This is a genomic window from Pantoea sp. SM3, from assembly GCF_000963995.1.
GTDB classification, from domain to species: domain Bacteria; phylum Pseudomonadota; class Gammaproteobacteria; order Enterobacterales; family Enterobacteriaceae; genus Pantoea; species Pantoea rwandensis_B.
The window spans coordinates 41,474-65,712 of record NZ_JZRD01000011.1 but is presented as its reverse complement, the minus strand read 5'-3'; the positions used below and the strand labels follow the sequence as shown (position 1 = coordinate 65,712).

Sequence of the window (24,239 nt, the reverse complement as noted above, 5' to 3'; positions counted from 1 at the left end):
TTGGTTAACCATAAGCAAGTTGATCCAGCCAGACCCTCACAATCAAAACGCTCTGGCAGGCTGACGTAAATTGTTCATCAACCAGCAAAGGCGCACTTCTGCTAAAGGAGGTTCGAACACATAAGGCTGTATACCTTCCTGATCCTTCATCAGATGAAAAGGTCCAAAGGTCAGTCCGTGAAGAAGGTTAAGTAACGTCAGAGAATCAATGCTCATGAAACTAGTCAGTATTATCAGAAAAACTTTGTATGCGTTTCTGTAGACGGGAAATTTGTCCTGTTATATCTGCCGTCCTTTCCGCAAGTCCTCTGATAGCACTGGCAATTACGGAGAAGCCACGCCCATGTATACCCGCCCTTGCCGCTTCGATACTGGCATTGAGAGAGATAAGTTTAATCTGTGCAGCAATATTTCCGTTCTCTGAGACCAGTTCGGCAATTTCTTTAGCTGCTTCAGCTGTCTGAATGTTCCTCCTGACCTCGCTATCTTCATGCAGCCGTCGGTCTTTTCGGGCCTGAATATCAATCAGCGCCCCGACGGCACGGAGCGGAGTACCGTCGTGCGCGCGCTTTGTCTGACCGCGAGCCTGAAACCACCGGTATTCACCACTGCGAAGCTTAAGGCGATATTCTATATCGAAACCTGTCTTGCCGCTGTAGTCCATCAGGTGCTTAACGAAAGCGTCAAGTGCAGCCTGCCTGTCATCCGGATGAAGGCGTGAAGCCCAGCTGTCCATCACGTCCGGAAATTCTTCGACAGTTTCAAAACCCAGCAGTTTTCTGAACTGCGGTGACCACCAGAAGACGTTATCAGGATTAAGCGGATTGCCTCCAATGATATCAAGATCCCAAAGTCCGTCGTTGAGCATTTCCCGCGACAGGTCAAAGCGCGTGGAAACAATATCAAAAAGACGTGCCTGAGTGGTCTGCTGTTCAATATTTTTGATAATGCCTACTAAGCGCGGAGGCGAAAATTCCACACAGTACTTTGCCTGAAATAGAAACCACTGAAAATTGGTTTTGTCAGTTTTGACCATGCACTGAAGCGGTTTTTTAGCCGGACCATGGCTGAGTGAAGAGAAAACGAAATCTGTGAAAGCATCCTGATGCTGTGTATGAACTCTCTGCATAAGAGAATGCGTTCCGACTTCTTCATCAGGGGGCAGACCTAAAAGACGACGGGCTGAGTGCGATAAAAATACGGGCGAATCACTGTACCTGTCGGGTGACTCAATGTACCAGACGCATTCATGCCCTATCTCCATCACACACTTCAGTAGTTCAGTGTCACTGTGATATGCGTAGTGCTCTTGAATATCTGGTACTTCAGATATAGCTGATTTAACCTGTACTATGGCAGGCTTTTTTTGTAGAAATTTTTTGAACATTATTTTCCCTGGTTAATTTACATCGGCACTAAATAAGACTGATATGTCTTATCGGCGCCTACAGTCAGAAGTTCAGTGAATTAAATTAAGTTGTAACAATAACTGTATTAAAATGGCCTTATCATGGACTTGTCGTCAGCACAGGGTTTCATAATTTCTCTGTTAATAATAATGCCCTGCAGCTAAAGCAAACAGCTCGGGTTAACAGGCGTTAGTTCTCCTGCAACGCTACCTACTGTTCATGGATAAGGCAGTCATGACCCTGAAATCTCGGCACTGAAAAAGTCACTGTTTATTTATAATTTAAGGTTTCTTTGGGCGAATTTTAGATACGAAGTTTTTTCAAGGTCTTATTCTTTAATTACTAAAAAATTAACATCGGCGATGGTGTGCCCCCGAGGACGCTGGTTGAATGGAGTATCAGTGTCGGACATTTAGAAATTAACGCTGTGTAAAGTTTTATGAATCCAAAATAGATAAATGACTGTGCTGTTTTCTATAAAATCTTCAACTTTCTGACTCTGGACAATTGATGAAAATACCATTTTTAAGATTGATTTTTCCTGTTAAAGCAGGACAGCTATCCGTAACAAGTCAGCTAATTTTAACAGTATTAGCTTGTCATATCTGTTCTGAGCATTTTATGTGCAGAAGATTCAGATTCATAAATATTAACTATAAGAACTCGGGAAAGCGCTGGCGTACCAGCGCTTATGATAAACCTGTTTTTAAAGAATAGCCGGAGAAATTAAAAACTTTACCAGTTTACTTTACTCACATTAGCAGCAATCACATCAGGCATTTTTTGCAATTGTGAATTTTTTCTGATTACCGGCCTGACACTTACCCCGGCATGGGCCTGATTTTTATCAAGGATGAAAGTGGACACCAGTCCTGACAGTGTTTCAGCCTGTTCCTGGAGTGATTTTGAGGCTGAAGAAGCCTCTTCAACCAAAGAGGCGTTCTGCTGGGTGACCTCATCCATCTGCCCGATGGCCAGATGGACCTGCTCGATGCCCTTGCTCTGTTCAGATGTTGCGGCCGCAATCTCATTAACCAGGTCTGCAACTTGCTGAATCGCACTGGTGACGTTCTCTGTGTTACCGCCAACATGCGTTGCTTGCTGAAGCCCTTGTTCGACCTGAGAAACGGAAAGTGAAATCAGGTCCTTTATCTCACGTGCAGCAGTAGAAGAACGCTGTGCCAGATTACGCACCTCAGAGGCAACAACCGCAAACCCTCTTCCATGTTCACCGGCGCGCGCGGCCTCTACCGCAGCATTAAGCGCCAGAATATTGGTCTGGAAAGCAATTCCTTCAATCAGTCCCGTAATTTCAGAAATTTTTGCTGAACTCCCGCGGATATCGGACATGGTTTCCAGCATCCCACTGACTGCGTTCCTGTTCTGACGGGATAAATCATTAGCATTGTTTGCCAGTGTGCTTGCTTCAAAAGCTCCCTCAGCATTCTGCCGAACAGAATCGCTCAGGGTAGCCATGCTTGCAGAAGTCTGTTCCAGCGACGCCGCCTGTTGTTCTGTACGTGATGAAAGATCTTCGTTTCCTGCGGCAATCTGTGTTGACCCCGTACTGACTGAGTGTGCCGCCTGGTTCACCGATACAAGCGTTGAGGAGACCCTTTTGAGCAGATTGTTAAACGCCGATGCCGTCTTTCCTACTTCATCATTTCTGATCACGGAAGCCACTTGCGTCAGATCAAGGTGGTTGCTGACGTCAGTTATTGTGTTTTGAAGATTGTTCAGGCTGCGCTTTATACCCAGAACGATATTGATACAAAATATGCCAAGAACCAGGATAACTCCTGCCGATACAGAGGTCATTATCCAGAACGTCTGAGAATAAATTTTCTTATTAACGACTCGTAGTCCATCACCAATTTGAATATTTAAATCTATTTGTTTAGTGAATTGTGACTCCATTTCTCTCGTGGCAGCACCCACACCTTTGTCCCCCCTGAGTAGAGCCAAAGAAACCGCATCATCATTATTACTGCCTGAGGCAGCTAAGAACGCGGGTAGGGCAGCACGAACGGCATCAATGTTACGGAATGCCTGCTCAGTCATAGCCTTATCTTCGTCACTGGAGATATCGTTCGCCATGTAATAATCAGTAAGTGACTTCAGTGTGTGAAGCAGGTCGTTGATACTTTCTTGTGCGGCGTCCTGGTCAGCTTTCGTTAAAGCCGTCTGATGACGGTACAGCGCAATGCCCAGCTGATTCGTGGTACTTATGGATTTGTTCAGGTCCTTGATACTCGGTATCGCATTGGCCTGTACATATTCGAATCGCGCCTGAAAGCCCGAAATCACTGCAAGTGAAACGGCAACAGTCGATAAGAGAGATACAGCCAACAAAAAAAACGCCATCAATAATCGCTGTGTAATGGTCATATAAGCCCTGGTATAAAAGTTAATAAAAAATCAACAATGTATTATCGACGTCATTTCAACAGGCTTTAATAGATTATTTTTTAAATATCTACTGGGAGAGGCTTGATGTTTATTAAAGTTCCGCTATGCAGGTTACTATTTTGTTGCGTCATCTGACCCTGAGGAGGCAGATCTCGGCTTTCACCCTACAGCGATAAACCGGAGCAGTACCAAGCTGCGATAAACATAAGAAAACTTTGTCTGAAGCACGACCTCTGCTTCTGCGCATGTTAAATCACCATTTTCATTGAAATGACCGATAAGTCTATTCTTTTGTTATGAAAAATTTTAGATGTGGTCAACATCTAAGCTACAGCGAACAACGTAACAATGGCTGTTCAGGGATTGCGGATGGAGGGAATTTTCGCAGCGAAAAAAATCAATAAGTTCTCCTTTATGTTTCATCGTGTAAATTTGGCTTGTTCTTTACCGGTAATATCTTATTTTCATTAGGTACGTTTCAAACATATCAACAGAAGAGGAGTATTTATGACTACGCATCATTTTCTTAAAGTTATTGAGATTTTGGGAGTAGGGATTTTCGCTCTGTTATTAGTCTGTCTGGCTGTTACCGGGACACTGTCAACTTTAGGCATTGATCATTCCTGGGCATACCCGCACAGATAACTTACTTTTGCACCAGGGAAATTGAGAGCGCGATAAAAAGATAAAAGACCCTGTGTTCATGTATTACGAAGGGTGAGGTCATGTTGCTCAAAGAGGAAATTGAATTCATCAGGAAAAGATGTGTTCGGCGGCTATAACCTGTTGAATGTCATGAGGTTCAGCTAGACTAAACGTAGCCTTCCCCATAACAGGCGGGCATACATATGTTTTGCCGAATTCAGTTTATGTATCATCAGATATTGCAGCGCTTTTCTGACACCTGAGTGTGTTAAACGAAAACCAGAACGCAAGTAATAGAAAACTGAAAGACAAATAAATGCTAGAGAAAACATTGTCCGGTAAGGCACTGGCTTAATCTGAGGGTATCGACCCTAATGAACCGCCTCCGGTCATGACCGCCGTAATCAACAATCCAGAGTCATCAGCGACAGGTAAAGCACGCTTTGCCGAACTGAAGCTTAAGATTTCATCAGTCGTGCTCTGTAATAACAGGTCCGATTATGCGCTTAAGGCATATCTTTGTGAAATGACTGACGTCATTCTAGGATATCTATAATGACCCTATGATATTTATAGCCGGATCCGGACACATCTGAAGTTCAAACCAAACTTACTGGCAGGTGATATCAGACTTGCGGTTAGCTATGAAAGTCACTCCGGCCTAAATGAAATCATATGGAGAGAGACCAATGAAAGCAGTACTTGAAGCAGGTTGCGTTGCCCTGGTTATTTACTCAGTAAATCCTGAAAATATCGGTAAATCTGTCACATTAATCAGTTGGTGCGCGGCTGGAGAGCTGTTTAATGCACCTGACGGTACCTGCGGAAGAATGCCTGAAAACACAGGTGGGTGGCTATGCGCAGGTGAAATTGTGTGTGGTGGAAAAATGTCCGTCTCGATGCGTGATTTCAGACGTTATGGATGGTGCGTATTCCCACCTCAATACCTCATGCCAATGAACGGCGACCCTTTTGGGCATCTTTATGACGGTCATAAGGAGCTGTGTAATACCTGATACGCGGGAAATACTGAAAGCGACAAACTGTTGAAAATGCAATCAAGCTATAAGACCCTCACACTTTATCAGTAGTGGTGATGCAACGATCGACAGAATGCACTGATAGAACGACTTGCAGCAGAACCAGGCAGAAGAGATTACAACAATAGTAAAACTCACAAAATGAAGCGGATCGTAAAAGCTCACGACAGGATCAGTGAATTAACATTACAGCCCATTAACCATCTCATATTTAAAGCTCAAAGAATCTATCCGTATACAGGTTGAGGGGTATACTTTCGCATTAGTTCTGGAGGAAAGGTGGGGAATAAAATCTATAAAAAATGCTCTTAAAGAAGATATTTCGGGCGAATCACTTAAATACACAGCATGGCCTCTGACATATTACTTGTAAGGTCGAGAGTAAAGCGGACAGAGCACAGCCATCAACAGTTAGTGTTTGCCCCTCAGTAGTCAAGTGAAGGCACTTTGTAGTTGCTATAGATCAATGAGAAAGTTATCAGATATTACTGATATGGTATGTTTAAATATGTTGTTAAAAACAACAAATGCAGTATATCATGCTTTTAATTGGTGGAAATTACATGCGTTTCTGCACTATATGTCTTATTTCCCACTAACTAAGAACTTTCTTGGTTTAAGATTTGTCTTAGTAGTTCGTTTGGCATTTTTGGAGCAAGGGGTATTGAAAAACATAAGAAGAAAGACATGGATAATGGTTTTTTTATTTTGTGTTTTATTTTGGGGGGTGGTATTTACCGCTATCTCATTCGCCAATGAGAACGGTAAGAATAAACCCGTAGCCCAAGTGAATGGGCCCACTAAGCTCGTTGATATACAAAAAATAAAGCAACTTAAGCTCAATGATAAGCAAAAGAAATTTATCGAATCGCTTATTGAACCCGCTGATAAAAAATCAGATTAACTTCTAAGCCGCGTTGCGGCTTTTTTCGTGTACATTGTAAGTGCTGGCACACTCGTTCTGATTCCCCAACGATACCAACAAGTAACAGCCTCCGATTGTTGCTGCGGGAGAACATTGTTTGAGGCATAGGAAATCCGTGGCGGGGAAGTATGCCGCTAAAGAAAGGTCGAACGAACCTTCGCTGTCAAAATTTAACTGGCGCAGTTTTGCCGTGCCGTTGAGACTGGCCTTCGCGTACCGGTAGCCGTCACGCCAGATAGTACCCAGACCCCGCAACGCGGAATCAATGATGTCCCGCGTATCATTCGTCGGATAGTCGCAGATGCACGATGCGGAGTTCGAGTACTGCGGCCCTTCCCCGTACCGGCCCGTGGCGGTAGAGACGCTGATGTGCCGGCAGCGGGCGTCCTGTTCCCTGAGCTTTTCCGCCGCGCGCGGTGCGCTCGGTGATGACGTCAAAGTTCTTTCGTATCATGCTGACGTTGCTGTCGGCCAGCTGCAGAGCCGTGGTGATGCCCAGCTGGTTCATGCGCACGCTGATGCGCCGCCCGATGCCCCAGACGTCGCTGACGTCAGTCAGCTGCAGCAGCTTCCGCTGCCGGCTCCGTTCGGACAAATCCACCACGCCGTTTGTCTTCGTCCACTTCTTGGCCGCGTGGTTGGCGAGCTTGGCCAGCGTCTTGGTCGGCCCGAAGCCCACGCCGATAATCAGCCCCGTTTCCTGCCGGATACGCGCACGCATCTGCTGGCCGAACGACTCCAGCGGGATCAGGCTGCCAATCCCGGTCACGTCCAGAAAGCTCTCATCGATGGAATAGACTTCCTGCCCGGCCGCCATCTCTCCCAGTATGGCCATCATGCGCGCCGACATGTCACCGTACAGCTCGTAGTTGGAGCTGAACACGTGCACGCCCTTCTCGCGGAAGAAACGCTCGTTCTGAAACAGCGGGGCGGCCATTTTAATGCCCATCCGCTTCGCCTCTGCCGAGCGGGCAATCACGCACCCGTCGTTGTTAGAGACGACGACGATGGGCCTGCCGCGCAGGTCGGGCCGGAACACGGTTTCGCAGGAGGCGTAAAAGTTGTTGGCATCCGCAAGGTCAAACATGGTCACTCTCCGGCGGGTCCGCTGAATCCCAGCCCGGCCACGTCGGTGAGGGCATAGGCCACCACCCCCCACACCGGCAGCGGCTGGCTCACGTCGATCAGCGTGACGGTTTCATCCGCATCCGGCGCCTGCAGGGCGGGAACGGGGTTGAGCAGCAGGCGCCGCAGCGTGAGCTCGCCTTCCACCTCGGCAACAATGAGCTGGCCATGCGTCGCGGCCAGCGCCCGGTCGATGGCCAGCACTGAACCTTTCACGATGCCGGCGTCAGGAAAATCGCTGTCGCTGCGCATCAGATAGGTGGAATGAGGGGAGAGGCTGACGAGGTCACCCAGGTTCAGGCGCGTCTCTCTGTAATTCTGGGCCGGGCTCTGAAAGGCCATAGACAGTCTCCGTTCTGACAGCAGGTAAGCGCGGTGAAAAAAACGGGTTTTACTGGCTTCAGTGTCGCGGGGGCATATCACATGCGCGCGCCCTGCAGTATTTTACGCGCCCGATTATCCACTGTCGCCAGGGGTGGGCTGCCGGCCGTCTGAGCAGCGTCTGCCACTGCGAGGCGGCAGGCGGCCAGTCATGCGCCATTTCCGCTCTGACGACGGGCTGACTCAGCTTCTGATAGTAATTCATACGTGCTCCTGACAGCGCCTGCCTACAACGCGTACAGGCCGGATGACATCTCTGATATCAGTATAAGCCGCTATCCTTACAGCCACAGCGGGAGCTCACCATGTGTGGAAGATTTGCGCAGTACAGCAGCCGTGGTGAGTATTTTGACGCGTTGTGCCTGACATAGGACGAAATTACGCTCGACCCGGAGCCCATTAGCCGGTTCAACGCCGCGCCAGGCACGCGTGTGCTGCTCCTCATCGGGAGCAGGCCAGAAATGCTGAACCGGATTAAGGCCTAAGGAAAGCTGCCCGTAGTGGCTCTTAAAACCAATTATTTTAAAAGCCGATCAACAGGATTTTAAATGAGAAGTAAACAGTGTTATCAACGAAGGCCACAGCCGGGTTTCTCATTTTCAGTCATTATTCAGCTCTTTTGTATACGGGAGATCTCATGCCGTCTGAACCGGGTATCCGACACGATATTACGCTGGGGCTTTACTGCCTGCCCGCCATCATTGTTATCAGCGTTGCAGGCTATTTAACCGACCATGTTGCCGCAGCCAGTATCGCAACAGGTGGCGCGATTACCCTTGCTTTCGGAGCAAACAAAACATGGGGGGGGTCATCACTGTCATTGCTCGCAACCACTGTGGCGGGTCTTATTTTTTCTGCCTGGCTGGGTAGTCTGACTGGAAATATATTTTCCCTGTATGTGGCCGGTGCACTGCTTTTCACCGGCTTGTATGTGGTGATGGCTAACATCGATGTCAGTGCATGGTGGATGCTGCAGCAGTGGACAATTACTTACCTCGTGTCGGGCAGCTTTGCCGGAACCCCGGAGCATGCCCTTCTGCGTGCCGGCCTTGTCGGCGCAGGCGGAACACTACAGATGATAATTCTGGCAATAATCTTCCAGCGACGAAACTTTCAGCTTCGCGATTTCAGCCCGGGCACGTGGAAACGTTTTTTAATGCATTTTCTTGTTAAGTACAAACATCGTGTCCATCTGCAATGGTCAGTCATATGCGGCATGCTGGGGATGGCTGGTGCGCTGACGGCAGTTCATCTGCTAAACCTGACTAATGGCTACTGGGCGGGTATGACGCTGCTCATCTGCCTGCGAAATAATTACCGGGATACGTTATCAAGGGTGCAGGCACGTGTGCTTGGCACGCTGACAGGCTGCATTACGGCAGCCGGCCTTATCGATTATTGCAGCAGTTCGTTATTAATAATGGCTGGCTTTATTATCACCGGATTTGCTGCCTTCACCTTCTCTTATTCAATGATTAATCGCTCGTATGGCCTCTTCAGCTTTCTCATCACCACAATGGTGGTTTTCATGATCTCCGGATTCGGCATTCCTCAGACAGGTATTGCTCTGCACCGGTTTGAGTCGACTGCCCTGGGAGGGGCAACTGCTATTCTGGCGATCATACTTACCCGTATGGCCACGCGGGAACAAATTATGAAGGTTAGCCGCTCAGGGACAGGATGATTTTTTATCATTAATGCCATCCACTGGACGATGGGCGGGGCGCGTCAGCGTGACGCCCGTTACGAACGCCAGGATAAGTACCGAAAACATGCATGCCATGCAGGTCACCTGCGAGGACAAGTGCATAATGTCAGGCAGCAGAATCCTCCCGCCGATACCTTAAATGCAGGGAGCCATTCTGCAGAGCGATACCAGAGATAGCCTGTGGGCTCAGGCTATGCTCCCCCCTTAATGATCTTATCCACAAATACACAGGAGCGATCCAATAACAGTTCCACTTAGATCCCTTAAGTTCCATATAGATCCCGGCCCTCTGCAAACCCCGCCATCGCTGAAAGTACCGGCCGCTACCAGAAACGCCAGCCGGTCAGATGCAGCGCGCGGGCGATGCCCCCGAGCGCGGTGAGGATGAGCAGGCTAGCCAGCCCCGCCATGGCGCTGAAGCCAAACCGGACGAAAAGAAAATAGCCGGCCACGCACCCCGACAGGAACGAAACGATGGTCACGAGGTGCGTGCCGAGCAGCGCCCGGTGCGCGGGCGCGTCGGCCGCCTCGCGGCGGCTCACCGAAGCCCGGAGCCAGGAGCCCAGCGCCATGCCGGCATCGGTCAGGGTCCCGGTCACGTGCGTTGACCTGACCCGCCCGCCGGAAAGCTGCGTGGAGATGGCGTTATGCAGGCCCATCAGCAGCGCGAGCGTGACCAGCACCTCGCCGTTGTTGCGGATGCTGTACCAGCGGATTTCAACCAGCGAGGTGGCCAGCAGCAGCACGCCCTCACACAGCAGCACCAGGCAGAATACCGTGCGCACGTTACGCCGGAGGCCAAAGGCTACGGCGAGGCGCGCCAGCGTGGCGCCCGTCACGAAGGCCAGGATCAGCACCGCCAGAAAAAGCAGGCCGTGCAGGTCATAACTTCCCGCCTCCGCGGACAGCTGGGAGGTGTTACCCGTCATATGGGAGGGGAAGAAGCCAAATGCGCCGAAGGCCATGGCGTTGAGGACGCCAGCCGTGGTGGCAAGCGTAAGGGCGAGCAGGCGATCCTCACCGTGGGTACGGTGTTTTTTTCTCCTGAGGAGCATACGGTCAGATCCTGATGATAAACGGAGCTTTATTATGAGTAATCATGCGCCGTTAGCAATCAGACCCTTACGCCGGCCACTGCCTTTTTTCCGCCGGGCGCACGTCCCGCCTCCGTATTGGCCTGGCGGCCTAGACGACTGGCAGGAGCACGGCCAGCATCCAGACGCTGGCCAGCCCCGTCACCAGCGTCGTGAGCAGCAGCTCATGGCGAGATGCTGCTGCCATGACACTGCTTACGATACAGAGAATCAACTTTTCGGCAGGGAATCCCTTAGGTATCGTCAAGTCGATTAAAGATGTTAAATAAGGATTTTGGGGCAGCAGAGGCAACATTTTTCGGCTCGCACAATGCTATTTATGTATAATTATCAATTGATTATGAAAGTGCGCCAAATACTTATTATGTTAAATAAGGTGTCTGAAGGCGCACCAGAAGCTGTACACCATGCTCACCCGCTCTTCACTGTCTTGTCAGACTGCCTCGACTGCTAATCGACATCCTGCTGATCGTTTATGGCAATACAGGAATGGGTTATGTTCTATCTTTCAATCTTGATCAGTGATTCATAGCAACCGAATTCAGGGATTTTGTCATAATTTGTTGATATATCTGTATGTACTTCATACTTATTAATCGTTTTGTTGATGAAGTCTTCCTCTGTAATAAAGGTATGACCATCTTCTTTAAAAATGTAAGATGTGCCATTTGAGATAATATCAGTCTCTCCTATAAAATCTCGATGTACAGCCATAGTTAAAAAAACAGCATCATTTTTAATGATTTTGAATTGATAAATCAAATACTCCCTCTGAAATTTATCTAGAAAACCTACTCCTATCATCCCCTTATTTTTTATTACTTCTATAAATGAAGAAGGTTGCGACTCTGAATCTACAAGCACTGTATAAGGCTCATCAGCAAGATGTTTAGCATAAGCCATTTCTTCGCTCCAATGTTCTAAAGCTATTTTTTTAATCCTGAACCAGGATTTACAATAAAAAATTTTACTTTGCATCAATATATCTTCCCATTAGTATCACGGATTATTACGCCAGCTTTATTTGCAATATCTATAACATTTTGAGGCACTGGCTTCAACTGTGGCGGTACTTCTAAGATGTTTGAACCCTGAAGCTGTTTGCCTGACATTTCACCACTTGAAGGAACTTTCGCAATCGTTGCTCCTGCTGGATATTTTTTCATCGTTTCATTTATGTAATTTTTAGCCGTATTAATCTGTATGTCAGATAGTTGCGTGTATTTTCTAGATACTATCTCACCAGAGATCGGGTTGTAGGAATCCAATCGATAATATCCTTTTCCATCAGGTTTGTTTATATACACTTCATTATAAGGGTAATTTTTCGACTGTTCAGCATTAAACTTATTGCCTTCTTGTAGTCTCTGTAACCATGCGGGTTTGCTAGAAGCAGGTCCTTCATTCGGTTTAGTAGCGTCTTGTTTACTACTAACGGATTCTGATGTCACGCCAATCAGTCCAGCAATCGTGGCTGTAATCGCCTGCATTTGCATTGCTGTATCGTATTTTTCAGCAGTTTTGTTCCAGTCGTCCTGCGTCCAATCCTGTTTATTCGCTTGAGTTATGGCGGTGATAGCTCGGTCGCGAGATATGCTCCCTTCATCCAGGCCTTTTAAAATATCTTGAGCGTTTTTAGCATCTTCAGGATATAAGTCACTGAAAATTAGGCGATATCCAGCTGCACTTTCACCATAGCTATCAAGAGCCTTTTGCGCCTCAGCAACCAGTGCTCCGCAGGCATCTCCTCCTTTATTACCCTGAGTACAGATATCGTGAATTGCCTGGTCTCTGGCTTTATCCGTCTCACGGAGATCTGCCAGTTCTTTTGCTTCATTTTCTGAAATGCTCCCCGCTTTCTCCTTGCGTTCCAGGTTAGACTTAATTTGGGCTTCATTAGCGCTGAGATAGTTATTCTCAACCTCTGTCCTGCCAGCAGATCCCCCACTTCCCACTCCAGCACTGCCATCAACCGCACCGCCGGCAACTGCACCCGCCAGGGTCACAATATTCGCGACCAGCATCTTTTCATCAGCTGAAAGTTGATAAGCCTTTTTGCCGAACAACATTTCGCTGAGTGCATCACCAGAACTGAGCAACCCCGCCGTCAGGCCACCCGCTGCACCGCCAATTGCACTGCCGCCCTGGGCTTTAGCAATCAGCCCTGACGCCAGCGTGTGCAGCAGCACGCGCAATGGCTCATTTTCGCCAGCGGCTTGTTTCACCATCTGCGCCAGCAGTGGCGCTGCACCTGCCGCTACCGCACCGCTGACGTTACCGCCCGCCAGCCCGGCAAACAATCCGCTGATGGCCTGCGCCGCAATCTGCAGTTTTGAGCCAATGCCGTACATCTCTTCGGCCTTTGCTTTGTCCTTCTCCTGGGCCTTCAGGTAATCAAACGTCACCTGAATCGTTTGCTGTCCAAGCGCTGCTATTTCGCGCTGAATGGCCAGACTGTTTTCCGCCTTCTGCGCATCAAACTTATCCTTCAGCGCATTCTCCGCTGCGGCAGTGTCGCGGCTGATTTGCGACACGTCCTGCTTCTGGGCATGCGGGTTACGAATCTCGATCGTTCCCGGCGAGATAGCGCTGTAAGTGGTCGAGCTGGCGCTGTCTTGCGTCTGCTGCAACGTACCCATCGGCGGCGAGTTGCCGCCCGAAGGCTGGGGCTGGCCGGATTTCGGAATATTGTTGATAAAGCTGTCAGACGCCGGCGAGGTGGTTTTCCCCATGCTTCCGCTGACGGCCACGCTGAAGCCGCTGCCGCCCGAGTTGGCGTGGTTTTCAATATCGGTCCAGCCGAGCGTACCGGTGCTGAGGTGGTTTTTGTCCGGCGTCGCGGAGGAGGCGATGACCGCGCCATCCAGCTGCGTATGGTTGCCGACGTAAATGTTGTAGCCACCGTCACCTGCGCTGATGCCGCTCTGCTGCTGCACCGAGTCAAAATCGTTGTAGAGCTTGCTGCCGCTCATGCTGGCGCTGCCCTGCACCGGCACGCCCGCACAGATTGGCGGCACGCAGATGCTGGCGCTGAAGCCGGATGCGCTCTGATGGCTGTCGTAACTCGCACGGTCCTGCTGGCTGGCAATCTCCAGGTTGCGTCCCGCATCGAGGTCAACGTGATGGCCGTTGAGGTTCGCGCCGTTCAGCGTGACGTCCTGACCGGCTTTCACCGTCAGATCGCCTGCTGCGTTCACTTCACTGTTGTGGTGGGTAATGCTGCTGCCGTTGCCGTTTGCGCTGTTCTGGCTGGCGGCCAGCTCAATGGAGAAGCCGTTCTGGCTGCCGCCGAGACCAAAGCCCACGCCGACGCCATACTTGCTGCCGCCGCTGCTCGATTTCTGGCTGCTGCTGTCTGTGGCGCTGCTCAGGGCGATATCGCGGCCCGCACTCAGGGAGACGTTATCGCCGCTGATTTTGACGCCTTCGCCGGTGATGTCCTCCTTCGCCGTGACCGCTACGTCGCCGCCTGCTTTGAGCACGCTGCCGCTCTGCTGCGTGCTGCTCTGCTCCACGGACTGATGGCTGCTGCCCGCGGTGGCGCTGACGGTGACTTTGACGGCTGCGGTGTTCTGGGTATACGCCGACAGCGCGGTCATGGCCGCCTGCGCGGCATAAATCGCCTGCAGACGTGGATCGTCACTCTGTTTGTGCGACTGAGCGAACTTGTCTGCCGCCTGCGCCATGCTCACGCCGTAGCCGGAGACCTGCGCGGTGATGCCATACTGCGAGGATTTACTGCTGCTGCTGGCGTCGTGCGTATCTTTCGCCGGGTCGAGGTGGATGTTTTCGCCGTTGACGTTCAGCGCGTTTCCGGCATAAACGTCTGCGCCCTTCAGGTTGACGTCTTTACCGGCATTCACCGTTACGTTACCGAAATTACTGACGATGCCGCTGCGCACGGTGTTCTGCTGCGTGCCCGCGCTGGCGTTTTTCCAGCTGTTGTGGCCCACGCCCACCGTGCCGCTGTAGCCGTCGCCGCCCAGATCACCAATAGTATGATCCGACCCGCTGGCCGACGCCTGCTGGCGGTCTTCCCCCGCGACGACGCTGACGTTGCCCTGCTCCGCGTTCAGTGAGACGCCGGTAGTGCCGGTCAGGGTTGAACCCGTTATCCCGATATCACCCTTGTGGCTGGTGACATCGATGCTGCCGGCGGTAATCGATGACGTGTGCTGCGTGAGTATACTGCTGTCGCCGCTCATCTGGCTGTTTTTCGAGCCGTAGTTGGTGCCCGCCGAGCCGTTGTTCGGTGAACCGCCGCCGCTGCGCGCCAGCGCACCTATTGAGGCGGAGGTCGTCGCCGACCAGTTCTTACTGCTACTGCTGCTGGCCGCCTTCTGACTGTCGGCGGCGCTGGTGATGTCGATATTACGCGTGGCGTCCAGCGAGGCTTTACCGCCAGCGTTCAGGCTGCTGCCCTGCACCAGAATGTTGCCGGTGGCGGTATCCGCATCGCCACGGGCCTTCAGCGTCAGGTTGCCGGTGGCATTCAGCGTACTGCCACTCTGATAGACGCTTTCAGTGTTCTGGCTGGCTTTGCTGTCTGAACGGCCATAGGTCAGGCCCGGTGCGGGTGAATCCAGCGCGCTGGCGCCAAACTCGTTCCCCACCTGCTTGACCTGGTCGTACACTGAACTGGTGTTGCTCATGATGTCGCGCAGGTTGCGCACCGTGTCCAGCGGCCCCAGGTTCAGGCTCAGGCCAAACCCGCTGCTTTTTGACTCCTGTTTTGCGGTTTCGCGTACCTGATCCTGACCCGCCACGATGGCGATGTTCTTCGCCGTTACACTGATGTCGCCGTTCTGACCGCCCGCGACCACGTCACTGCCCTTAATCAGCGCGTTATTGCCCGCCGTCAGGGTCACCGCACCGTTGCCTGCGCCCACCAGGCTGCGCGCATCGCTCTGCGTGACCTGCTCGCCGTTGCGCTCGCTCTTCGCCGACTGTTTACCGTAGCTGAGGCCGAGTTTACCGCCCATCAGGCCGCTTTTTTTCACCTCTTTCAGGCTGTAGGTCGAATCGGTGTTGGTGGCGGTGACGATATTCAGGTCATGGCCTGCACTGAGTGCGACGCCCTTGTCACCGGCGATGGAAGAACCCTGTACGGTGAGGTCGTTACCGGCAATCACAGAGACCGTGTTGCCGCTCAGTTGTGAGGCTTTTTCACGGGTGACGCTGTCTTCCTGAATGGTGTGCGTGGTGGTTTTCTTAAGGAAGCCTTTTTTGGTTTTGGTCTCTTCGCGGTACGCATAGTCGCTTTCGGTCGCGGTGGTGAGATCCACGTTACGACCGGCTTTCAGAGACAGGTCCTGGTCAGCTGTGATGTTACTGGCCTGGCTGGTGATGTCGCGACCAGCCGTAAGGGAAGTGCTGCCCTTGCCAGTGATTTCAGTTCCCTGCTGACGCACCGTTTCGTTGATCACGGTTTTATTGCTGCCGCGTTCGCTGTTACCGGAACCCGATTCCGCGGCGTTCAGGTTAATATCGCGGCCGGCTTTCAGTCCGATATTACCTTCCGCCGCCAGCGCTGCTGCCTGGCTGGTAATGTCCTGTCCGGCTGTCAGGGTCAGGTTGCCCCCACTGGAAACGGTTGTGCTTTCAGCACCGGAGCTGTGCGTCTCCTTGTTACCGGTTTTGCGACTTTCGCTGGTGGCGATATTGTTGAGACTGAGGTCGTGCCAGGCATTGAGCAGCAAATCGCCGCCCGCGTTCAGTGAGGCGCCGGTGATGTTGATATCGTTTCCGGACTTCAGGCTGAGCGCATCAAGCGACGTAATCGCCGCCGTCTGGCCCAGCAGCGTTTTACTTGCCTGCACCGCACCATTGCCGACAATCGTCCACTGAGCACTGACGGTAGTGTTATTGATGTCGCCATTGACGCTTTCCAGCGCCACTTTTTTGCCGCTGATGGTCGAGCTGACGTTATTGATATTATTCAGCGCACCAAGCTGCAGGTCCCCGCCGGCTTTGATCAGCCCGGCACTGAGATTGTCGATATTGTTCTGGCTGTCGGCGCTGACTGCGTTCTGCGCCACGACAGTGCTGGCGCTGTTAGTGATGTTACCGCCGGAGAGTGTGACGTTGTTTCCGGCAATCACGCTGCCGTTGTTCATCGCCGCATCTTTTTCTGACAGGTACACTTTCGGCACCATCACCGTCTGGCCATTTACCGAGGTGGCTTCCCACCAGATGATGCTCTTGTCCAGTGAGGCAACCTGTTCCGCAGTAAGGGACACGCCAAACTGCAGGCCTAAAGACTGCTGAGACGCTGCGGCGTTATCCATCAGATAACGCATCTGGTCCAGATCGGAACCCACACCATTCAGATAGCGGCTGCCCGTCTGGTTCAGCACGGCGTTGCTGACATAGCGGGTATCGAATGCCGCATCGCCAAGGAAGCGGTAGTCGTTGTCAGGCTTGAGATTCAACCGGTCCAGCAGATAGGACGAGCCGAGGAAAGTATTCACGTCGGTATACTGCTGACGCGTTTCCTGCGGTGCGCTGCCCGGTTGCTTGCCCAGTAACTGATTAAGGTCACCAAACAGGCTGCTGTCCAGCTTCCCCAGACCGTTTAATTTCGGGTTAACGGTGATGAGATAGGGGCTGCTGCTGTCGCCGGGGACGAAATAACCATTGTCACTGGTGGGGAGCGGATAGGCACTGGTATCCACCGCTGTAGCACCATAGCTGCCCAGAGCCGATGGTTTGACTGCGCGGCCTGACGCCAGTTCAGCGGCTTTCCCCAGGTTCGCGTTGCTTTGTTGTTTGCCATTGTGACTGGAAAGCCCAATGGTTTCAGGCTGTGTATTTTGCAGCGACGTACCACCGTTAACCTGCTGCAGGGCATTTTGTAACTGGTCGCGCCATTCCGGCGAATTGATCGCCACTTTATCTGTGGCGGCGAGTTGCTGACGCTGCTGAGCGGCCACCTGGCTGACTGCCGCAACATGATTTAATGATGGCGCACTGACAGTGGTGCCCGCCCAACCTGCGTTGGGCGTGGTAGAGGTATTGCTGATGTCACCGCTGAAGCTGGCGTTAACGCTGCCGCCTGCCTGAATGACGGCACGAAGGCCGTCCCCGGTATACGTGGTTTCATATTCTGGTGCAGAAGACAACTGATAAGTCACTGTTGCAGATGAGTTGTTTCCCCTGAAAGGTGAGTTCTCTGAAGTCGGAGAAAAATATCGCATGTTACGGCTATCATTTAGCTTGTTTACGCCAATCCGCCCATCATATTTGTAAGTCAGGTAAGTACTGGTTACTCCATTTACCCAGGATTGATTATTGAGCGTTGTACCACTGAGTGAAATTGAATTACCTGCCAGAAGTGAGCTTGCGAGGTTATTGAGCTGGCCAGCAGTGACATCGAGATTTCGCCCTGCAGAGATACGTCCACTGCCTCCACTAGCCTGAGCCGTCACCGTGGTTGTCTCTGTTAGATAACATTTGACAGCTGCCTGTGCATTGGGAGCCAGATAGGAGTAATCATCAATTGAACCGTTGCCTTTACCAAAACTGCCGCCCGTTCGAACACTGATGATGTAATAGCCCAAATCATCTACATTCATCTTGCTCAACTGGTACTTTATCGATGCGCCTCCAATACCTGCAGGCAGTCCTGATATTTGCTGTGTATTCTGCTGGGTGGTAAGGCCCTCTCTTTGATTGAGAAGATTGGCCGTTCGCACTGTGATATCACCATTCTGCGACTCAATGGTCCCGGATGTATTCACTACCTCGCCGTTAGCATTCCCCGCCGCGTCGCGCTGCATCCACAGGCTGTTGCCCGCCAGCATATCGCCGCGCTGGTTTTGAATACTCTTAGCGTACAGGTATAAATTCTGCCCGGCATACAGCAGCGCGGTGTTCACAATGCTGCCCGGTGAAGTGATGGTGAGATTACCGCGCGTGCCGGTAAAGCCGTTGAGCGCCACGTCGCTCCGGCTGGTCAGCGCAACATTGCCGCCACCCTGCAGCGTGCCTGAACCATTCATATTGATGCGCTGACCACTCAGGCTGCTGTCGCCGGTGCCAGTGGTGAGCTGGCCATTGTTCGACAGATCGCCGCCTGCGTTCAGCGTCAGCACCTGCCCCTGTAACGTGCCCTGGTTGTCAATCGCACCATTGCTGCTGATGCTCAGACGGCCGCCTGCGGCCAGCGTGTTGCGGGCGGTAAAGCCGTTAATCAGTTTCAATGTCGCGTCGCCCAGCGCCACCACCTGTCCAAGCTGATCAAATCCCGTGCTTTCCAGCAGCAGAGTGCCGCCGCTGAACAGTTTTCCCGCGGCCTGCTGTGTCACACTTGTGGCTTTGACATTCAGCTGATTTGCGCCCAGCAGCGTACCGCTGTTGGTGAGCTGCGCGTAGTTCACCGTCAGGTTCCCACCCTGCGCGCTGCCCTGGTTCTGGAGGCTGGTGCCGGTGAGTGTCGCCTGCTGATCGGCCATCAGGGTGCCGCTGTTGCTGGCGCTGGCCGCATTAAGCGTCAGCTGAGAAGCCTGCAGCCAGCCGCTGTTGATCAGTTGGGGGGCGTTCAGCGTCAGATCCGCTGAAGAGAGCACTTTGCCGCTGTTATTGGTCAGGCCGCTGGTGGTGATGCGGCTGGTGGCGCTCTGAATCAGGCCGTAGTTATAGAGTTCGGGCGCGGTCAGCGTCAGGCCGTTCTGGCTGAGTAACGTGCCGCTGGCGTTGTTGGTGAGGCGTCCGCTGGCGTTTACCACCAGGCTGCTGTCGCCCTGCATACGCCCGCTGTTGGTGATACCGGCGCTGTTGAGTAAAAGGTCCTTACCCTGCATCCGGCCCGCGTTATTCAGGGTTGCTGCGTGCACATCCAGTGTACCGCCGCTCAGCAGTGCCGCGTTTTGCTGCTGCGTCAGCGCACCCGTCAGAGCGGTGGTAAGGCCGGTCACCCCGGAGATCTCACCGCTGTTTTCCAGCGTACCACCCTGAATCGTCAGGTTTTGCGCGATCCACTGTCCCTGATTAGTGAAGTTCAGCGCATTGAGCGTGGCTGTGCCATTCGCCGTGATTTTGCTGCCCGTGCCAGAGGCGAGCGTATCGCTCAGATCCAGCTGTAGATCGCCGGCGCTCTGAATGGCGCCACCATTGGTCAGACGAGTGGCATCCAGCAGGATCTGCTGTCCCTGCCAGGTGCCGTTATTGGTGACCGCGTCACCGCTGATGTGCAGCGTGCCCTGCGTCAGCAGCTGTCCGCCTGCATTGTTAACCAGCACGCGAGTAGGCTGGGCCTGCAAGGCAAGCAGCCGGAATCCCTGAGCAGGTGCCGGGCCAAGGGTCAGAGACTGCAACCCAATCAGGCTGCCCTGGTTAGTAACACTGGCGGGCCGGATGGCAAGCGTATCGCCCTGTATCGTCCCGCTGTTTGTCAGCGAACTGCCGCTGAGCGTGACATCTTTTTCTGCCAGCAGCTTGCCGCTGTTATTCAGATTCTGCGCATCAATCTGCGCTATGCCCTGAGCCAGCAGCTCGCCCTGATTATTCAGGTCTCCGCTGACCGATGCCGTGAGATCGGTGCTGCTCAGCAGCGATCCCTGATGCTGCCAGGTTCCCGCGCTGACATGCGCGCTTTCACCCTGCAGCGTTCCGGCGGTCTCCAGCGTGCCGGCATTCAGCTGCAGATCTCCCCCGGTCAGAGCCTGACCGCCAGAGTACTGAACCAGACGATCGGACGCCTGCGCATCCAGCGCAGTAGTTCCCTGCCACAGCCCCTGATTGCTCAGCGAATCGCCACGAAGCGTCAGGCTGTCGGCCATTATCTTCCCGCTGTTCGTCAGGCTGCTGGCCAATACGCTGGCAGATCCACCCGACAGCAGGCTGCCGCTGTTGTCCAGCAGCGTGTCAGAGGTGCCGCTCAGGGATCCAGTGCCGTTGATCGTGCCGCTGGTGGACAGTGCGGTGAAGTGATAGCCAAGGTTTTTGCCCTGCCACACGCCTGCGTTGCTGGCCGTGTCTCCCTTAAGGGAAAGCTCGCCGCCGCTGACAAGCTGTCCGTGAAGAAGGTTATCGAACTGGCCAAAATCTGCGGTCAGCAGCGCGTCTCCCTGCAGCAGGCCCTGATTCTGCAGCTTCGCGCCGGATGTTTTTACCTGCTGAGCGGCGACGGTGCCCGCGTTATTCAGAGTATTGACCTGAATGTCTGCCTGTTGCTGTGCCAGCAGCAACCCGCTGGCACTGTTGTCCAGTGATCCATCCAGACTCGCGTTCAGATTGGTTGCCGTTATGCGACCACTGTTGCTGACGTTGTGTCCGGTCAGACTCAGGTCACCCGCCACCTGCAGCAGACCTGCGTTGTTGAGCGTAACCGGCGCAAGAGAGAGCGAATCACCGGTGATCAGCTCACCCGTGGCGGTGTTCGTGACGTCCGTGCTGCTGAGCGAGAGCGCGCTGTTTCCCTGAAGCAGACCTGAATTTGTCAGCTGAGGCGCCGTGATGGTCAGACGATCTGCGGCCAGCGTACCGGTATTACTGAGCTGGCTGCTGTGCAGACTCATCGCCTGCTCGCTCATCAGCTTTCCGCTGTTATCCAGTGCGCCACTCACGCTGGCGCTGAGCTGGCTGCCCGCGCGTGCACTGCCCGCGTTCTGCCAGCTCTGCAGCGTCAGGTCAAGCTGGTCCGCCTGGATACTGCCCTGATTGTCCAGCGATGAGCCCTGCACCTCTGCCTTGCCTGCCGTCAGTAGCTGTCCGTTGCCCTGATTGACGAGCTTACCGCCCTGCAGCATCAGAGCATCGCTGCCCTGCATCAGCCCGCTGTTGACCAGATCGCCCTGCAGAGTGAGCGCCTGTGCCAGCAGCCAGCCGCTGTTGTCGGTGCTCCCTGCGTTCAATGCAATATGCTGCTGGCCCAGTATCTTGCCGCTGTTGGTGAGCGTGCTGGCGGCAATCGTGGCATCGCCGGCACTTAGCGCATTGCCGCTGTTCTGCCAGTCGCCTGCCGTCAGATCCAGCTGCTGACCCTGCAACTGACCGCGGTTATCCAGGCGGTCCTGCTTCAGCGTCAGCTGGCCACCGCTCAGCACGGTTCCGCTGTTCGTCAGCTGCTGGCCTGTTGCCTGAAGCGTCTGCTTACCCTGCAGCGTGCCGCTGTTCTCCACAATGGCACTGTTAACATCAAGCTGGCTGGCGGCTATCTGCCCGGCATTGGCAAGCGTGTCGTTGTTCAGCTGCACGGCATTATCCGCCAGCAACAGGCCACCCTGCTGATTGCTGAAGCTGTCATTGTCTGCGGTGATGCTGGCGGCGCTGATTTCTCCGGAGTTAGTGAGGCTGCCGCCGCTCAGGTTGAGGGCCGCACTGCTGGAAATCAGCCCGGCGTTGTTCAGCTCTGGAAGATCGAGTCCGAAACTGTTTTCAGAGATGACGGTGCCGTCTGCCAGGTTATTGAGGCGCTGACCGCTGAAGCGGAGCGCCGTTGTCCCCTGGATCAGGCCGTTATTGTCGGTTTCACCGCTGCTGAGTTGCAGCGTCTGCTGGCTGAAAATGCTGCCGGTGTTGTTCAGGCTGCCGGTCGTTAACGCCCCGTCCGCCAGACTCAGCACCTTTCCGCTGTTCAGCCAGCTGTCTGCACTGACATTCAGCAGTCGGCCCTGAAGTGAACCCGCGTTGCTGAGCGCGGTGGTATCCAGCGACAGCTGGTCTTCGCTGAGAAGGGTCCCGCTGTTGGTCAGCTGCTGGCTCTGTGTCTGCAGCGTCTGTTTTGCCTGCAGCGTGCCACTGTTATTGATGGTGTCACTGTTGACGCTCAGTTTGGCGGCGGCCATTTTACCGCCGTTGGTCAGCTGCTGGTTATTCAGCTGCAATGCCTGCCCGGCGAGCAGCGAGCCGCCCTCGTTATTCAGTATCACATCATTAAACGCGGTGAGATTGTCGGCGTTAATTTCGCCCGAGTTCGTCAGGCTGTGACCGCTCAGCGTCAGCGTTGTACCGCTGCTGATGAGGCCGCTGTTAGTCAGCGCCGGGAGATTCAGTGAAAAGGCATTGTTGGAACTGAGTGTGCCGCCGCTGAGATTGTTCAGGCTGCTGCCGCTGAAGCTGATCGCAGTGGTGCCCTGCAACATACCGCTGTTCTCGGTCTGTGCACTGCTGATATCCAGCACCGGCGCAGAGAACACGCCCTGATTGAGAAGACTGTTGCTCACCGTCGTCAGGCTGCGGGTTGCGGCGACGCTCGCACCCTTGCTGTTCTGTAACGTACCCGCTTTAACGCTGATGGTACTCGCGGCCAGCGCGCCGCTGTTGTTCAGTTGCCGGGTATCGACGGAAAGGTTGTCAGCCGCGGTGAACTGACCGCTGTTACTGATTTGGTTCTGAGCCTGAAGCTGAATACTGCTGCCGGCGTTGACGCGGGTGGATTGATCCGCTGCCAGGTTCGCGCCACTGAGCCGGATGTCGCGGCCCGCCGTCAGGCTGGTACCGCCGGTGGTCAGATTGCCTTTTGCTGTGACAGCGATCCCGGCATCACTGACCAGGGTTCCTTTACCCAGCGTGGCATCCTGCTGCGCATTGACAGTGATTTGTCCGGTGGCTTTGTTATCACCGTTGAGCGCAACCGATGCGCCATTCGCCGTCAGCGCGCCACTGCTCAGGCTGTTACCCAGCGTCAGCTTACCGTTCGCATCCAGCTGAATATCACCTTGCTTCGCGGCCAGATTGCCGAGGTTCACCCCCACGCCCTTCTCGCTTGACACCAGATGGATGCGGTTGGCGTACATGCCGCCCAGCGCGCCGGTATCGACCGCCACCGACGGCACCGCGCCCTCGCCGGCTATCGGTGTGACCGAACCGTTCGCGCCCACGCGGTTGGCCCCGACGGTGACGGACAGATCCTTCGCGTGGATCCCGGCGTTGATCTCGGTGGCGCGCGCGACGATCGACACCGCGTCGGCGCCGCTGCCGTCCAGCCCCTTACCTTCAACGGTGACCGAGCCCTTCGTCACTTCCAGGGAGGAGAGGTTGCCGTTTGCATCCAGCTGCGGTTTACCGGTGGTCAGCGTGACGTTCGGCGTGTTGATAAAGCCGCAGCCGTTACAGGTGATGCCGTAGGGATTGGCGACGATAACGTTAGCCGCTTTGCCCGCCACTTCGGTGTAGCCCTGCAGCTGCGAGCGGTTCGCGCCCGTCACTTCGTTGATGATCGCCTGCGCTTCGTGCCCGGCTTTCAGGTTGGGGTTGTTCTGGATCAGGCCGCCGAGCTGCGTCTGATTGAGCTGGCCGGTGGCATTGTTGAGGATCAGCCCTTCCTGGCCGACGTTGTACTGCTGGTACTGGTTGTGCGAGACGCCGGCTGCGTTCGGCGTGGCGATATTGACCACCGGCACGCCGTTGCCCGCCGCATCCATCTTCGTACCGGGCGTTACCGGCGTAATTTGGGCCGCCATGGCGGGCAGCATCGGCTGCACCGCCACCAGATAACAGATGAGATAGCTCAGCGCGCGACGGGCGAGGGAAACGGGTTGACGATCGTCCATAATCTTTGCC

The 24,239-nt window shown here is 53.5% G+C and carries 11 protein-coding genes; 3 read left to right on the top strand and 8 right to left on the bottom strand.

Features of this window, described 5'->3' with window-relative positions:
- Nucleotides 1-220: 220 nt before the first annotated feature.
- Both VI01_RS25870 and VI01_RS06785 read right to left on the bottom strand, forming a co-directional pair.
- Nucleotides 221-1,387: a PAS domain-containing methyl-accepting chemotaxis protein gene (locus VI01_RS25870; protein WP_045814499.1), complete on the bottom strand. Its 1,167-nt coding sequence runs from the start codon at nt 1,385-1,387 to the stop codon at nt 221-223.
- Nucleotides 1,388-2,144: 757 nt separating this feature from the next.
- A complete protein-coding gene (locus VI01_RS06785) occupies nt 2,145-3,797 on the bottom strand; it encodes a methyl-accepting chemotaxis protein (RefSeq protein ID WP_045814498.1) in 1,653 nt (550 codons plus the stop codon).
- Between the two features lie 1,355 nt (nt 3,798-5,152).
- Here VI01_RS06785 and VI01_RS25340 point away from each other — a divergent pair.
- Both VI01_RS25340 and VI01_RS25195 read left to right on the top strand, forming a co-directional pair.
- Nucleotides 5,153-5,479, top strand: a complete 327-nt coding sequence (locus VI01_RS25340) for a hypothetical protein (protein ID WP_156149340.1) — start codon at nt 5,153-5,155, stop codon at nt 5,477-5,479.
- 532 nt (nt 5,480-6,011) lie between these two features.
- Nucleotides 6,012-6,407, top strand: coding sequence for a hypothetical protein (locus VI01_RS25195; RefSeq protein WP_156149339.1), 396 nt, complete (start codon nt 6,012-6,014; stop codon nt 6,405-6,407).
- Nucleotides 6,408-6,410: 3 nt separating this feature from the next.
- Here the strand turns inward: VI01_RS25195 and VI01_RS25890 are convergent, their stop codons facing one another.
- From VI01_RS25890 to VI01_RS06770, 3 genes are read right to left on the bottom strand one after another with little or no spacing between them, the layout of a single operon-like run.
- The gene (locus VI01_RS25890) at nt 6,411-6,797 is read right to left on the bottom strand and encodes a hypothetical protein (RefSeq protein ID WP_369801865.1); all 387 of its coding nucleotides are present in this window, start codon (nt 6,795-6,797) and stop codon (nt 6,411-6,413) included.
- Entirely contained in the window at nt 6,709-7,515 is an 807-nt protein-coding gene (locus VI01_RS06775) for a Y-family DNA polymerase (RefSeq protein WP_052696970.1), read from the bottom strand. The genes VI01_RS25890 and VI01_RS06775 overlap by 89 nt, the downstream gene beginning before the upstream one ends.
- A gap of 2 nt (nt 7,516-7,517) precedes the next feature.
- Nucleotides 7,518-7,895 (bottom strand): phage repressor protein, encoded by a 378-nt coding sequence (locus VI01_RS06770; protein WP_045814497.1) that lies wholly within the window; start codon nt 7,893-7,895, stop codon nt 7,518-7,520.
- A 676-nt stretch (nt 7,896-8,571) separates the two neighbouring features.
- On the opposite strand from VI01_RS06770, the gene VI01_RS06760 reads away from it, so the two are divergent.
- On the top strand, nt 8,572-9,618 hold the full coding sequence (locus tag VI01_RS06760; protein ID WP_052696969.1) for an FUSC family protein: 1,047 nt from the start codon (nt 8,572-8,574) through the stop codon (nt 9,616-9,618).
- A 347-nt stretch (nt 9,619-9,965) separates the two neighbouring features.
- On the opposite strand, the gene VI01_RS06755 is transcribed toward VI01_RS06760, so the two are convergent.
- The 3 genes from VI01_RS06755 to VI01_RS06745 all read right to left on the bottom strand — a co-directional run bounded on the left by VI01_RS06755 (nt 9,966) and on the right by VI01_RS06745 (nt 24,229).
- The gene (locus VI01_RS06755; RefSeq protein ID WP_045814495.1) at nt 9,966-10,697 is read right to left on the bottom strand and encodes a YoaK family protein; all 732 of its coding nucleotides are present in this window, start codon (nt 10,695-10,697) and stop codon (nt 9,966-9,968) included.
- A 540-nt stretch (nt 10,698-11,237) separates the two neighbouring features.
- Nucleotides 11,238-11,714 (bottom strand): hypothetical protein, encoded by a 477-nt coding sequence (locus tag VI01_RS06750; RefSeq protein WP_045814494.1) that lies wholly within the window; start codon nt 11,712-11,714, stop codon nt 11,238-11,240.
- Nucleotides 11,714-24,229 carry a hemagglutinin repeat-containing protein gene (locus tag VI01_RS06745; RefSeq protein ID WP_052696968.1) on the bottom strand — a complete coding sequence of 4,172 codons (12,516 nt, stop codon included), beginning with the start codon at nt 24,227-24,229 and terminating at the stop codon, nt 11,714-11,716. The genes VI01_RS06750 and VI01_RS06745 overlap by 1 nt, the downstream gene beginning before the upstream one ends.
- Between the last annotated feature and the right edge of the window lie 10 nt (nt 24,230-24,239).

Bases quoted from the DNA above. Each gene is read 5' to 3' on its own strand.
- VI01_RS06750 (WP_045814494.1), bottom strand. From the start codon at position 11,714: ATGCAAAGTAAAATTTTTTATTGTAAATCCTGGTTCAGGATTAAAAAA.
- VI01_RS06770 (WP_045814497.1), bottom strand. From the start codon at position 7,895: ATGGCCTTTCAGAGCCCGGCCCAGAATTACAGAGAGACGCGCCTGAAC.
- VI01_RS06755 (WP_045814495.1), bottom strand. From the start codon at position 10,697: ATGCTCCTCAGGAGAAAAAAACACCGTACCCACGGTGAGGATCGCCTG.
- VI01_RS06775 (WP_052696970.1), bottom strand. From the start codon at position 7,515: ATGTTTGACCTTGCGGATGCCAACAACTTTTACGCCTCCTGCGAAACC.
- VI01_RS25195 (WP_156149339.1), top strand. From the start codon at position 6,012: ATGTTGTTAAAAACAACAAATGCAGTATATCATGCTTTTAATTGGTGG.
- VI01_RS06745 (WP_052696968.1), bottom strand. From the start codon at position 24,229: ATGGACGATCGTCAACCCGTTTCCCTCGCCCGTCGCGCGCTGAGCTAT.
- VI01_RS25870 (WP_045814499.1), bottom strand. From the start codon at position 1,387: ATGTTCAAAAAATTTCTACAAAAAAAGCCTGCCATAGTACAGGTTAAA.
- VI01_RS06785 (WP_045814498.1), bottom strand. From the start codon at position 3,797: ATGACCATTACACAGCGATTATTGATGGCGTTTTTTTTGTTGGCTGTA.
- VI01_RS25340 (WP_156149340.1), top strand. From the start codon at position 5,153: ATGAAAGCAGTACTTGAAGCAGGTTGCGTTGCCCTGGTTATTTACTCA.
- VI01_RS06760 (WP_052696969.1), top strand. From the start codon at position 8,572: ATGCCGTCTGAACCGGGTATCCGACACGATATTACGCTGGGGCTTTAC.